This is a genomic window from Halomonas campaniensis (assembly GCF_002211105.1).
Taxonomy (GTDB): domain Bacteria; phylum Pseudomonadota; class Gammaproteobacteria; order Pseudomonadales; family Halomonadaceae; genus Vreelandella; species Vreelandella campaniensis_A.
In genome coordinates, this window is the sequence record NZ_JPUA01000034.1 from 664472 (window position 1) to 678274 (window position 13803).

Annotated in this window: 10 protein-coding genes and 1 pseudogene; 9 read left to right on the plus strand and 2 right to left on the minus strand. The window is 56.9% G+C overall.

The window, feature by feature from the left end; translation table 11 throughout:
- Nucleotides 1–2: 2 nt before the first annotated feature.
- The 3 genes from JI62_RS15480 (at nt 3) to JI62_RS15490 (ending at nt 5663) form a co-directional block, all read left to right on the plus strand.
- Complete coding sequence (locus JI62_RS15480) at nt 3–3206, plus strand: efflux RND transporter permease subunit (protein ID WP_088700998.1); 3204 nt, start codon at nt 3–5, stop codon at nt 3204–3206.
- A gap of 344 nt (nt 3207–3550) precedes the next feature.
- Nucleotides 3551–4018: an Lrp/AsnC family transcriptional regulator gene (locus JI62_RS15485; RefSeq protein ID WP_088700999.1), complete on the plus strand. Its 468-nt coding sequence runs from the start codon at nt 3551–3553 to the stop codon at nt 4016–4018.
- Complete coding sequence (locus JI62_RS15490; RefSeq protein WP_240513264.1) at nt 4005–5663, plus strand: aminotransferase class V-fold PLP-dependent enzyme; 1659 nt, start codon at nt 4005–4007, stop codon at nt 5661–5663. The genes JI62_RS15485 and JI62_RS15490 overlap by 14 nt, the downstream gene beginning before the upstream one ends.
- A 57-nt stretch (nt 5664–5720) precedes the next feature.
- Here the strand turns inward: JI62_RS15490 and JI62_RS15495 are convergent, their stop codons facing one another.
- Nucleotides 5721–6680 carry a sodium-dependent bicarbonate transport family permease gene (locus JI62_RS15495; protein ID WP_088701000.1) on the minus strand — a complete coding sequence of 320 codons (960 nt, stop codon included), beginning with the start codon at nt 6678–6680 and terminating at the stop codon, nt 5721–5723.
- A 109-nt stretch (nt 6681–6789) separates the two neighbouring features.
- On the opposite strand from JI62_RS15495, the gene JI62_RS15500 reads away from it, so the two are divergent.
- Together JI62_RS15500 and JI62_RS15505 are read left to right on the plus strand one after the other, a co-directional pair.
- Nucleotides 6790–7749: a LysR family transcriptional regulator gene (locus JI62_RS15500; RefSeq protein WP_088701001.1), complete on the plus strand. Its 960-nt coding sequence runs from the start codon at nt 6790–6792 to the stop codon at nt 7747–7749.
- A 160-nt stretch (nt 7750–7909) separates the two neighbouring features.
- Nucleotides 7910–8380, plus strand: coding sequence for a GFA family protein (locus JI62_RS15505; protein ID WP_088701002.1), 471 nt, complete (start codon nt 7910–7912; stop codon nt 8378–8380).
- Here JI62_RS15505 and JI62_RS15510 read toward each other — a convergent pair.
- Complete coding sequence (locus JI62_RS15510; protein WP_088701003.1) at nt 8377–9114, minus strand: CDP-alcohol phosphatidyltransferase family protein; 738 nt, start codon at nt 9112–9114, stop codon at nt 8377–8379. The two genes, JI62_RS15505 and JI62_RS15510, sit on opposite strands and share 4 nt — an antisense overlap.
- Before the next feature lie 360 nt (nt 9115–9474).
- On the opposite strand from JI62_RS15510, the gene JI62_RS15515 reads away from it, so the two are divergent.
- The 4 genes and pseudogenes from JI62_RS15515 to JI62_RS22945 form a co-directional block, all read left to right on the plus strand.
- Nucleotides 9475–10494, plus strand: coding sequence for a zinc-dependent alcohol dehydrogenase (locus JI62_RS15515; protein WP_088701004.1), 1020 nt, complete (start codon nt 9475–9477; stop codon nt 10492–10494).
- A gap of 26 nt (nt 10495–10520) precedes the next feature.
- A complete protein-coding gene (locus tag JI62_RS15520; protein WP_088701005.1) occupies nt 10521–10919 on the plus strand; it encodes a 6-pyruvoyl trahydropterin synthase family protein in 399 nt (132 codons plus the stop codon).
- Nucleotides 10916–12853: a glycosyltransferase gene (locus tag JI62_RS15525; protein WP_088701006.1), complete on the plus strand. Its 1938-nt coding sequence runs from the start codon at nt 10916–10918 to the stop codon at nt 12851–12853. Before JI62_RS15520 ends, JI62_RS15525 begins: the two co-directional genes overlap by 4 nt.
- A gap of 4 nt (nt 12854–12857) precedes the next feature.
- Nucleotides 12858–13757: pseudogene (locus JI62_RS22945) on the plus strand (lysylphosphatidylglycerol synthase transmembrane domain-containing protein); the annotation flags it as partial.
- Nucleotides 13758–13803 lie beyond the last annotated feature (46 nt).

The following is a 13803-nucleotide window of genomic DNA, read 5'->3' on the forward strand; positions in this document are numbered from 1 at the left end:
CCATGAATTTCTCGCGTTTCTTCGTGGATCGACCGATATTTGCGGCGGTGCTATCGATTATTATTCTGGCGGTGGGGCTGATCTCGATTCCCAACCTGCCGATCAGCGAGTACCCCGATGTCGTGCCGCCCTCCGTGGTGGTGCGCACGGTTTACCCCGGCGCCAACCCGAAGGAGATCGCCGAAACGGTCGCCACGCCCTTGGAAGAAGCCATCAATGGCGTCGAGGACATGATGTACCTCAAGTCCGTGGCGGGCTCTGATGGTGTGCTGCAAATGACCGTCACCTTCCGCCCGGGTACCGATGCCGAGGAGGCCGCCGTTCGGGTGCAGAACCGCGTCAGCCAGGCCGAGGCCCGGCTACCGGAAGCCGTGCGTCGGCAGGGCGTCACCACCCAGAAGCAGTCGCCTACGTTTCTGATGGTCGTTCACCTGACCTCGCCCAGCGGCGAATACGACACTCTCTACCTGCGCAATTATGTGCGGCTGAATGTCCGTGATCGATTGGCCCGGCTCGAAGGGATCGGTGATGCGCAAATCTTCGGCGGGGGAGACTATGCCATGCGGGCGTGGCTCGATCCTGATCGCATAGCTGCCCGCGGCCTGACGGCCAGTGATGTGGTTGGCGCCATGCGCGAACAGAACGTGCAGGTCTCCGCCGGGCAGTTGGGAGCCGAACCCATTGAAGAGAGTGACTTCCTCACCCTGATCAACGCCCGAGGGCGGCTGGAAACGGTGGAGGAGTTTGGCGACATCGTGCTGAAGCGCGGTGAGGGCGGCGAGATCCTCAGGCTTGCGGATGTGGCCCGGCTGGAAATGGGTGCCGGGGACTATACGCTGCGCTCGCAGTTGGACGGCAATAACGCCGTGGGTGTGGGGATATTCCAGGCACCGGGCGCCAATGCGCTGGAGATTCGCGAGCAGGTCATTGCCACCATGGACGAGCTGTCCGAGCAGTTTCCGGACGGCGTGGAGTATGAAGCGGTCTACGACACCACCATCTTCGTGAATGACTCGATAAAGTCGGTGATCGCCACCCTGCTGGAAGCCGTGCTGCTGGTGGTGTTGGTCGTCACGCTGTTCCTGCAGACCTGGCGTGCCTCCATTATCCCACTGCTGGCGGTGCCGGTATCGGTGATCGGCACGTTCGCGGCGCTCTACCTGCTGGGCTACTCCATTAACACGCTGACCCTGTTTGGCCTGGTGTTGGCCATCGGTATCGTGGTGGACGACGCTATCGTGGTGGTGGAAAACGTGGAGCGGAATATCGAAGAGGGCCTAAAGCCTCAGGCCGCCGCGCATCAGGCCATGCGGGAAGTCTCCGGGCCTATCATCGCGGTGGGGCTAGTGCTGTGTGCGGTGTTTATCCCCATGGCCTTCCTGTCGGGGGTGACCGGGCAATTCTATAGCCAGTTCGCGGTGACGATTGCCATCTCCACGGTGATCTCCACCATCAACTCGCTGACCCTGTCGCCCGCGCTGGCCGCGATGCTGCTCAAGCCCCATGACGCGCCCAAAGATCGACTCACCCGCGTGATCGATACGCTGTTTGGCTGGATTTTCCGTCCCTTCAACCGCTTCTTTAACGCCAGCTCCGACAAGTACCAGGGCGGCGTGGCTCGCTCCCTGAAGCATCGTGGCGCGGTGTTTGTGGTCTACGCGCTGTTGTTGCTGGGCACTGGCGTGATGTTCAAGGCGGTGCCGCCCGGGTTTATCCCGGTGCAGGACAAGCTGTACCTGATCGCGGGCGTCATTCTGCCGGAAGGCGCGTCGCTGGAGAGAACCGACCAGATGCTTCAGGACGTCGTGGATATCGCCATGGAGACCGAGGGCGTGGAGCACGCTATTGCCTTTCCCGGCCTGAATGCGCTGCAGTTCACCAACACCTCCAACACCGGGGTGGCCTTTCTAACCCTCAGTGCCTTTGGTGAGCGCAGCCTTAGCGCCGCGGAAATAAACGCCCGCATTAACCAGGGCATTGGTGGCTTGAAAGAAGGCTTTGCGTTCTCCTTTATGCCGCCGCCGATTCTGGGCCTGGGCAACGGGTCTGGTTTTCAGCTGTTTATCGAGGATCGCGGTAACCTTGGCTATGGGGCATTGCAGCAGGCGGTGAACCAGCTCCAGGGCGCGATTGCGCAAACGCCGGGGATGGGCTTTCCGATCAGCAGTTATCAATCCAACGTCCCGCAGCTGGATGCCGAAGTGGATCGGCTGCGGGCCAAGGCCCAGGGCGTGCCGTTAACTGAGCTGTTCGACACCCTGCAGACCTATCTGGGTTCGACTTATGTGAATGACTTCAACCGCTTTGGCCGCACCTGGCAGGTGATCGCCCAGGCGGACGCCCCTTATCGGGCAAGCGTGGAAGACATCGCCCGGCTGCGCACCCGTAACGACCAGGGCGAAATGGTGCCCATCGGCACCATGGTGGATATCCGTCAAACCTTCGGCCCCGATCCGGTATTGCGCTACAACGGCTACCCGGCGGCGGACTTGGCTGGTGAGTTCGACCCCCGCGTACTCTCTTCCGCCCAGGCGATGGACGCCATCAACGCCCTTGCTGAAGAGGTGCTGCCACCGGGCATGGCGCTGGAGTGGACTGATCTGAGCTACCAGCAGTCCACCCAGGGTAACGCGGCGCTGGTGGTCTTCCCGCTGTCAATCCTGCTGGTATTCCTGGTGCTGGCGGCGCTTTACGAGAGCTGGACGCTACCGCTGGCGGTAATTCTGATCGTGCCCATGTCGATGCTCGCGGCGCTGATCGGTGTCTGGTTTGGCGGGGGCGATAACAACATCTTCGTGCAGGTGGGGCTGGTGGTGCTAATTGGCCTGGCGTGTAAGAACGCCATCCTGATCGTGGAGTTCGCCCGGGAGCTGGAACTGCAGGGCAAGGGCGTGGTGGAAGCGGCCCTGGAAGCCTGCCGGTTGCGGCTGCGTCCGATCATCATGACCTCGATCGCCTTCACGGCGGCGGTGTTACCTTCGGTAGTCGCCACTGGCGCAGGCGCCGAGGTACGGGCGGCGCTGGGTACGGCGGTGTTTGCCGGCATGATTGGGGTGACGCTGTTCGGCCTGTTCCTGACCCCGGTATTCTATGTGGCGCTGCGCAAGCTCTCCGGTTCTCGGCTGCTTGTTAGCCATCACAGCGCTAATTTGGAGACCGATAATAGCGCCGGTCAGGGTGACTTACCTGAAGTTATTCGTTATTAATCAAAATTAGCTTTGTTGTAAGAGCCCACTGCACCGCTTTTGCTAATCAAGCATCAGCTGGGCAGTGGGTTTTTGTCTTTCCGTTTAGACATCCACTTGATGACGGCTGTCGTAAACCGCAAGTTCTAGTGCCAAGTCTTATCAATGTGTTAATACACTTGTTTATTTTAATAATTCATTTCGGTGCGCTTGATTGATTATGCGCTTTGCTATAGCGCGTTATAATGGCCTTAAAGTGGTGTTTGAAACAGCGTTGTGTGGCGTGAAAATTTATTTCAATTAACCCTTGATGATATGCTATTTTTAGAAAAATATACTCAAAATAATAGCTGGGGGAAAATAAATTGCTTATTGACCGATTTGATTTAAAAATTCTTGAACAGCTGCAGCGCGATGATACTCTTTCTATAGCACAGCTTGCAGAGGGGATTGGTCTCTCTGTTACGCCATGCTGGCGGCGAATACAAAGACTGGAAAAAGAAGGCGTCATTGAAAAAAGAATTGCCGTACTGAACCCTGGAAAGCTGGATCTTAGTCTCACCGTGTTTGTGATGGTTAAAACGGATAAACATAATCAAGCGTGGCTTAACGCATTTCAGGAAACCGTTAAAGACTTTCCTGAAATCGTAGAAGTTAATCGTTTGGCAGGTGAGTACGACTACTTACTCAAGGTCATTACGCGCAATAATCAGTCTTATGACGCCTTTTATAAAAGGCTTATTGCGAGAATAGAGCTTAGTAATGTCACATCGTGCTTCTCAATGGAACAAGTCAAGAAAACCAACGAGCTCCCCCTCGGTGATCTCTCATGAGTGGATGGAGCGCCTGCAGAGCGGAGTGATTGGAGAGGGGCAGTCGATTCCTGGGCCATTCGGCTCCTGCCCCTTGCTTTATGCCGACTACACCGCTTCAGGAAGGGCGCTTGATATCGTGGAGCGTGCGATGCAGGAAGCCGTGCTGCCTCTTTACGCTAACACCCATACCGAAACTTCTTACACCGGCAAGATGACCACGCGGCTGCGGGAAGCCGCCCGCCAAGCAATCGCGGAATCGGTCGGTGCCAATGACGACTATGCGGTTATTTTTGCTGGCGCCGGGGCGACGGCGGCGATAGATCGCTGTTGTCGGATCCTAGAACTGACGCCTGGGCAGAGTGTTTCGCAAGCAGCCAAGCCTGTGGTGTTTGTTGGCCCCTACGAGCATCACTCCAATGATCTGATGTGGCGAGAGTGTGATGTGGATGTGGTACGCATTCCGCTAGGCAGCCATGGCCTCCCTGATCTCATGGCGCTTGAACAGAAGCTGCAGGCCTATGCACAACGGGATATCAAAGTGGTAGCGTTTTCGGCCGCCTCCAACGTAACGGGTATTTTGACGCCGGTGCAACAAGTGGCAAGGCTAGCGCATCAATATGGCGGCCTGGCTATCTTTGACTATGCGGCGAGTGGGCCCTATGTAAAAATCAATATGGCTGGCAGCGGTGACGATGATCATCTGGATGCCATTTTTCTGTCTCCCCATAAGTTTGTCGGCGGGCCGGGCAGTTCCGGCGTATTGGTGATTCGCAAAGCTTTGTGCCGCAATGCCAAGCCATCCATCGCTGGAGGCGGCACAGTCTCCTACGTGACGGCGGCCCATCATCGTTATGTGCGTGATGTTGAGCGCCGAGAGGAGGCGGGCACGCCCAATATCCTGGGGGATATTCGAGCCGGGCTGGCGTTTCGTATTAAGGAAAGCGTTGGGGTCGAGGCGATTGAGTCGCGCGAGAAAGCGCTGGTGGCGATGGCCGTGGCACGCTGGCAAAAAGTTGCTAACGTGCGCCTGCTGGGGGCCCTTGATGTGCCCAGGCTGGCGATTTTCTCTTTCAATATCACTGCCGGTGGCAAGGCCATTCACCACAACCTTGTGGTTGCCATGTTGAATGACCTGTTTGGTATTCAGGCAAGAGGGGGGTGTTCCTGTGCCGGGCCGTATGGTCACGAACTGCTCGCCATTGATAGCAAGACCGCAACAGAGCATGAATTTTTAGTCCAAAAAGGTAAAAGCATATATCGCCCAGGTTGGGTAAGGCTCGGATTTAACTTCTTCTTTAGTAATGAGACGGCTAACTATGTAATATCTGCAGTCGAGTTTATTGCCCGTTATGCACCGGTATTGATGAAATTATATTCAGTCGATGAAGCCACCGGTGTCTGGGTCGCTCAGTACCAGAAACGGCCTACTCAGCCCGAAGCGCCAGTGACACCACAACTGTTGGATACGCTTTTGCGTCAGGACGCTTTAACAGAACCCGCCGAGACGCAGGAATCCGTGGATTGTTTTGCCCGAGCGCTTGCGTTGGTCGAGCAGGCGAAAGCCCTTCCTTTACCCGCCAGCCGTCACGATGACGATGTACCCGTTCGCTGGTTCTGGTGGCCCCATGAAGCAGACCAGGCTGATGCGCCATATCGCCATTAGCGAGAATCGTTTCAATCGTTTCTCTAATGAGAATCAACAGATTATTCTCGCGGTGGCTCATCCCGCCAGCCATCCCCAAAGTTGATGATAGAGCGGAATGCCGATTAGCACGTTAAAGGGGAAGGTAATGCCCAGTGAGGCCAGCATGGCAAGACCAATATTAGCCTCTGGGATAGCGGCGCGAATGGCGACGGGCGCGGCAATGTATGACGCGCTTGCGGTAAGACTCGCCAGAATAACCGCTGAGCCTGCGGGTAGCCCAAGCCAGAATGCCATTAGCAATCCAATGCTGGAGAGCACGACAGGCGCTGTCAGTGCTAATATGACGAGGCGACTGTGCCCCCAGCGCAGGCCGCGCAGCGTCTCTGCGGCGACCAGGCCCATCTCCAGCAGGAACAGCGCCAGAATGCCCTGGAAGGCGTTGGTGTAAAGGCTGGTCACTGATTCACCGGCATTCGGGCCATAGAGCCAGCCGATTAAAACGCCACCCACTAGCAGAATCACGCCGCGATTGGTCAGGGTCTCGTGCCAGAGCCCTGACGTTTTATTCAGCCCTGCAGGTGTTGCAGTGCGGCTATCGCGACTGAAGCGCCGGTAGAGCAACAGCCCGAGCATAATGGCGGGTAGTTCAAGCAGTACCAAGTAAAGGGTGACTTGGCCGCCGGTTGTCAAACTATGCGCTTCAACATAGGCCAGTGCGACTGCGAAGGTGCCCGCACTCACCGAGCCGTAGTGAGCGGCAAGGCTGGCGCTATCTGCGAGCGAAAGCCGCACCACATAGCGAACTACCGGAAAAACGATCAACGGAATTAAAATCCCCAGCAGGGTGACCCCGGCTAGTTCGATAAGCAGCGCGGCATTCAAACTGCCGTGCAACGCCATGCCGCCTTTAAGGCCAATGGTCAGCATCAGCAACAGGCTTAGAATGTCATAAGCGGCTTTGGGAATACTGAGATCGGAGCGCACCAACCCCGCGACCACGCCTAACACAAAGAACATCACCACAATATCCGGCACGGACAATCTCCTTGATGGGGTTTTAAAGCGGCTACTTTAACGATCCAAAGAGATTGATGAAAATAAATAAACTTTATATAGTCATAGATAATTATCTATGGTTTAGGTTATGAAAGTACGCCAACTCACTTTTCGCTTGCTACAGGTCTATGCTGACGTGGTTCGCACAGGCTCACTGACGGCCACTGCAAATCGGCTCCACCTGACCCAACCCACGGTGTCTCAGCAGCTAAAACGGCTGAGAGAGATTGTCGGTGAACCGATTGTGCGCCACGAGGAAGGCCGCTTGGTGCCCACGGAGGTTGGTCAGGCGCTTTACCAACTGAGCCAGGACTTGCTTAGCCGTGCCGATGTGTTTAGTCAGTACGTGGAAGAGTACAACAGCGGCGGGCGTGGGCACTTCAGTATTGGCTTGGTCAATACCGCGCAATATGTATTGCCACGGCTATTGGGGCCGTTTAGTCAGGCTAATCCGCAGGTCGATATCACGGTGGAGATCGGTAATCGTCAGCAGATGCTCAATCGTTTTGAGCGCCATGAAGACGACCTTTACGTATTTAGTCACCCGCCTTTGGATGATGACGTGCTGGCCGCTCCGTTCCTGAGCAACCCCTTGGTAGTGGTGGGGCCGGAAGCGTCCCACTGGGCCGATGTCAACGACCTCACCATGGAGGCCCTGAAAGACCAGCGTTTTCTGCTCCGCGAACCGGGCTCCGCAACCCGGCATACCTTTGATGCCTGGCTGTACAGTGCGGGTATTGAGTTGCGCTCCACCCAGCAGATCGCCAGCAATGAGGCGATTCGCCTTGCCGTGGCCTCTGGTATGGGGTTGGCGGTGCTGTCCCGGCATGTGGTGGCAGATGCCCCCAAAGGCATTCAAGAGCTGCCCTTGCAGGGCTTCCCGCTGAAAAGTCGCTGGCATTTTGTGGTGCGCAGAGAGCGTCGCTTACCGCCCGCCGCCTATCGTTTTTTGAGCTTTGTACAAGGCTCGCTGGCCCAAGCGTTTGAAGAGCCCGAAGGGGGACTGGCGGTGGCTGAACTGCTGCAAGCCTTAAAGGTTGAGCGTTGAAATGGCTCCCCAGCAGCATCACTACTCCCGTTGAAGGCGCCGATGATCTCATACGCTAAGCTATGATGAGAGGGCTTAAAAGGGAGCTGAAGACCGCACTCGGCGCATGCAGTCGTGCTTCGATACTCAATTTGGGTAACCGCTGCAAACGGAGGTAACTATGCTGCTCAAAGGATCATGTCACTGCCAGGCTGTGACGTTTAGTGTGAGGTCTCCGCACCCTTATCCATTCAACCGCTGTTACTGCTCTATTTGCCGTAAAACGGCAGGCGGTGGGGGCTATGCCATCAACCTCAGTGGCGATAGCAAAACGCTCAATGTCAGTGGCGATGAGCACATTTCTATCTACCGAGCGGTCATTAATGGCGTGCAAAGCACGGGAGAGAGACATTTTTGCAAGCACTGCGCCTCATCGCTATGGGTTTATGATCCTGACTGGCCCGAGCTGGTGCATCCCTTCGCCTCTGCGATCGATACTCCTTTACCTACACCGCCCAAGCGAACGCACATGATGTTGGGAAGCCGGGCCGACTGGGTCGAGGTCAATGCACAGTTCCAAGATAAATGCTTCGATGAATACCCGGATGAAAGCCTTGCCGAGTGGCATCAGCGCTTGGGATTAGAGTGTTAATTCTGCTTGCTATGCTTTGATTTTCGGTACAGCCACCAAACGTCAAACCCAAATGAATAGGTTAGAGATATCAATGCGCTAGTGGCGAGCAGGCTGGCAAGAAAGTGAGACGTGAGAGGCGTCAACGCCAGTAGTAGTGCGACCACCTGCCAGACACAAACAGCCTTGCGTCGAAAGCTGGTAAACAGCGGTTTTGAGAGCCACGGGAACTGCCAACTGGCGACGATAAACAGGTAGCGCATTCCGCCTATCAACAGCACCCAAAGCCCCAGCGATTCCAACCTTAGCAAGCCTGCACATAGCAGTAAAATTAGTAGGGCATCCAGCTCCATATCGAAGCGCGCACCGAATCGGGTATGGCTTTTGGTGCGCCTGGCAATCCAGCCATCAACACCGTCCAATAGCAGGGCGACCACTGCAATTGCCAACCACTGCCAGATACCTCCTGCAAAAGCATTGTCGGCGAGCGCGCCTGCCACGAGAGCCACCAACACCGCTCGGGCCAACGTGACCCGGTTTGCCCAACCCAGTGAGCCGTAGGGCCAGAAGATGACGACCAGGGTGGATATAAACGTGTAGAAGCCTATAGCCACCCCCCAGTTAGCGGGAGTAGCCATTAAAAGGGGCAGACCTTTGCCCAAGGATATTAGCAGCATGCCACCCAGCAGTAGCTCTGCAGCGCCATAGAGGCGTTTAGGCAGGGTGTAAGATGAAGCGTTAGAGAAGAGCGGCATGGTGTCTCACAAAGCGGCGTCGCTATCCGCAGTTGAAATAAATGATGCAACTATTTTTATATGTACCATTCTTGTAGAAGAAGGTAGGTTTGTCCATACGATCAAGAAATAGCCAAGTTAGTTTCAATTGTTCCAAATGGTTAATCGAATATTTTCTTTTCACCCGCTAAGCTGAAGATGGTGAACCATTGAAAACTGTTCTGCCTAGGGCCGTGCAATGCATGGCCACACATTATACTCGAGGGCTGAGACATACGGTGTGTCTCTTATCCCTAGCTTTAAGCGCAATGGTGCCACGCCACATTCAACGGAATGAAAGAGAGCCCGGATCAAGTGGGCTCGTAACGAAAAGGAACGCTCATGTCGGCGCTTGACGATGTAGGCAAAGCCCCCAATGCCGCCAAAAAAACCTTGGCCACCGCCTTTTGGGTGACCAACCCAGCACAAGGCGAGATGAGGCGTGAACAACTAACTCCTCCCGCCCAGGGTGAGGTGCATATACGTACCTTGTACAGCGGTATCAGCCGAGGCACCGAATCGCTGGTGTTCAATGGTCGTGTGCCTGAAAGTGAATTCTCCCGCATGCGGGCTCCCTTCCAGTCGGGTGAATTTCCTGCCCCTGTTAAATATGGCTACTGTAGCGTTGGTCGCGTTGAGCAGGGGCCAAACGCCCTCCAGGATAAAACCGTTTTTTGCCTGTTTCCCCATCAGGATCACTACATTGTTCCTGCTTCGGCGGTGCTGGAAGTGCCCGCCAATGTGCCTGCAAAACGCGCCGTCTTGGCGGCCAATATGGAGACCGCCATTAATGGCGTGTGGGACGCCGAGCCGATGCTGGGTGAGCGAATCACCATCATTGGTGCCGGTGTCGTCGGTGCGCTGGTAGCGTACCTGTGCGCCAAGGTGCCCGGTGTTAACGTCCAGTTAGTCGACATTAACCCTGAGCGTCGCCAGCTCGCCGAGCAGTTGGGCGTCACCTTCTGCACTCCCGAGCAAGCCCTTCATGACCAAGATTGCGTGATTCACGCCAGCGGCCAGTCTGCCGGCTTGCGCCAAGCACTGGCGTTAGTGGGCAGCGAAGGGCGCATTATCGAAATGAGCTGGTTTGGCGAGGGGGATATTGCGATACCGTTAGGCGGTGCTTTTCACTCCCAGCGGCTGACGCTCAAGGCCAGCCAGGTAGGCCAACTGCCGCCCAAATTACGCCCACGCTGGGATTACCAGCGCCGCTTAACATTAGCGCTGAGCCTGCTGGTAGACGAGCGGTTGGAGGCGCTAATCAGCGGGGAAAGCGACTTTGAACAGTTGCCCACGCTGGCCCCTAAGCTGTTTGGCCGCGGTAGCGCTGAGCTCTGCCACCGCCTGCGCTACTCCTCATAACCTATTTACTTATCATTGGAGTTTTTATGTTCCGTTTATGTGTTCGTGACCACTTTATGATTGCCCATAGCTTTAATGGTGAGATCTTTGGCCCTGCCCAGCGTACCCACGGGGCTACCTATGTTGTCGATGTAGTTTTTCAGCGCCCCGAGCTGGATGAGGACGGCCTGGTGATCGATATCGGCCTTGCCAGTGAAACAGTTAAATCGGTACTGGCGGGTTACAACTTCTGTAATTTGGATGAAGTGCCTGAATTTGCCGGTAAAAATACCACCACCGAGTTTATGGCCAAGGTGATCTTTGACCAGCTCGCCAAGGCGATTAGTGAGGGCAAAATGGGCATCACCGCCAAAGGGATTACTCATATGGAGATCAAGCTACATGAATCCCATGTGGCCTGGGCAAGCTACGAAGGCGCGCTATGAGTCAGCGTTTCACTTTAATCGTTGCCGGTAACCCTGCTCAGCGTACCGGCGGCTATATTTACGACGCCCAGATTGTCTCGTCCTTGCGTGACCAGGGATGGGAAATTGACGTCGTTGGCTTGGCAGGCACATTTCCTGATGCTGATGCCGAGGCGGCAGAAGCGCTTACACAGGCCCTAGCGTCGCTTCCCGATCAGGCGGCGGTGGTGATTGATGGCCTGGCCATGGGGGCGCTGCCGGAGGTGATTGCTCTGCATGCCCAACGGCTGGATATCACCGCCTTGCTGCATCACCCATTAGGCGATGAATCTGGCCTTAATGAGGCCGATCAGCAGCGCTTTCATCGCAGTGAGTTAAACGCGCTTGCCCACGTGGCGCGGATTATCGTCACCAGCCACTTTACCGCCCGGCGCTTACCGGAGCTGGCGGCCCATTATGAAATGCCACTCCATCCTAGTGTCACTGTGGTTGAACCGGGCGTTGCCCTGGCGCCGATCAGCCCCACAGCAGAACCGGGTGAGGTGCTACGTTTGCTATGTGTGGCAACGCTAACGCCGCGCAAAGGGCAGGATATTCTGGTAAAGGCATTGGCGGGCGTTAGCGGCGATCACTGGCAGTGCGACTGCTACGGTGGCGCTAGGGATGCCACTTTTACCCAGCGCGTTCAGCAACTGATTGATCAAAACGGCTTGCAAGGCAGTGTTCGGCTATACGGCGAGTGTGATGGCGCTACGTTGGAAGCGGCCTATCGCGGCGCTCACGCACTGGTACTGCCCTCCTGGTATGAAGGCTATGGCATGGTGGTCACCGAAGCCTTGGCCCACGGCTTGCCGGTGATTACCACCACCGGTGGTGCGCTTCGCGACACCCTGCCTGCCGGCGCCGGTTTGAGCGTTGAACCAGGTGACGTCGATGCGCTTCAAGGTGCCCTCAGCCGTTTTTGCCATGATGACGAGCTACGCCACCAACTGCGCCAGGGAGCCGCCCAGGCCCGGGATGCGTTAAGCGACTGGCAAGACGCGGGCGCGAAGTTTGCCGCGGCGTTAACTTCGCCCGCCGATTCTCCCAATTTACGCCCAGGCAGCCAGTTTGCGTCCGACTGGCTGACGCTGCGCGAGGCGGCTGATATCGATTCCCGTAGCCAGCCCTTGGCTGAGTTTGCCGCGGAGTGGCTGAACGCGCGTACTTCGGCGCCGCTGATAGCGGATCTTGGCTGCGGCCGGGGTAGTAATATGCGCTTTCTGGCGCCGAGCCTGAGTGGCCACCAGCGCTGGAAGCTGATCGATCACGACGCCATTTTGTTAGCCCAGGCGCGCCAGCGTGCTGCCGGATTAAGCAATAGCCAAGGGCAGCCCGTGGCCGTTGAGACGCACTGCGTATCACTGAAAGCGCTTGCTGAGGTGCCGCTCGACGACGCGCACCTCGTCACCGCATCGGCGCTGCTGGATCTGGTCTCCCAGCAGTGGATCGATGCTTTGGTGGCCCGCATTGCCGGGCAGCAACAGGCGCTGCTGATAGCGCTAAGCGTGACCGGTGAGTGGCACTTTATTGACCCTCAAGGCGCGCCGGTGCTGGATGACGAAGACCGCTGGCTGCTGGCGATGTTTATGGCTCACCAGCAGCGCGATAAAGGTTTGGGTGATGCATTGGGCGGACAGGCTCACGAGGCACTAATCGACGCCCTGGAGGGGGCTGATTATCGCGTTGAACAAGCCGAAACGCCGTGGCAGCTCGCTGCGGGCAGTCAAGAGCAGTTGCCATTGATGGTGGCGCTGCTCGAGGGTTGGGCCGAAGCCGCCACCGAGCAAGCCCCTGAAGCTGCGGCGCGTATTGCCACTTGGCTGCAACAGCGTCAGCAAGCGGTGGCCAATGGCGAGCTGGGCATTTGGGTAGGGCACTGTGACCTGCTTGCTATGCCTCAGGAAGAGGCGTAAGCCGATGGGAATTGCTGAGCGTTGGCATACTCGCCTGTCCAGCCCGTGGCTTCGCCGCGGGCTGGTTAGCGCTGCTCTATTAGCGGCGGTGGCGCTGTGGGTTGAACCTCAGGCTGTCGTGGCGGAGGTACGGCGTTTCTCTGCCGAATGGGTCGTACTGGCGTTAGCCATCAGCACGCTTCAGATCATGCTCTGCGCCTGGCGCTGGCAGTTTACCGCGGGACTGATCGATGTGCCGCTGCGCTTTGCTTACGCCCTGCGTGAGTACTATCTGGCGCTACTGGTCAATCAACTGTTGCCCGGCGGTGTATTAGGCGACGCCGGACGGGCGCACCGTCATGCCACCCAAGCGCACTCTAAGGGGCGAGCCTGGCGTGCGGTGATTATTGAGCGCGCTTCAGGGCAGGTCGCCGTGGTCGTGCTTACGTTAACAGCGTTGCTGCTTTCACCGCTCTGGCATACTGCGTTGGGAGGGGCATTGATCACCGCGGTGGGCTTAAGCGCATTAGCTGTGCTTGTGGCGATCATCGTCATTGGCTTGCTGCTGCGCCAGCGTTTTAGCCACTGGTTAGCAAGACTGCCGCATTGGTGCCAAGCCTTGGCTGGCGATGTAAGACGCGGTCTGTTGCGTCGAGGCGTGTGGCCCCAGCAATTGCTCTCGTCACTGGTGATTGTGCTTAGCTACGGTTTGGTTATGGTCTGTGCGGCTAGGGCGATCGGGGTTGAGTTACCGGCGCTGCAGGTGCTGGCACTGACACCGGTACTGCTACTGGCCATGCTGATTCCGTTTTCGGTGGCCGGTTGGGGGCTTCGTGAAGGCGCCGCCGCCGGTGTCTGGGCGCTGGTCGGCCTGCCGTCCGCCCAAGGGGTGGCGGTGTCGTTAGCTTACGGTGTGCTGGTGTTGCTGGCGAGTCTGCCCGGCATTTGGGTGGCGCTTAGCTGTCGTGAAA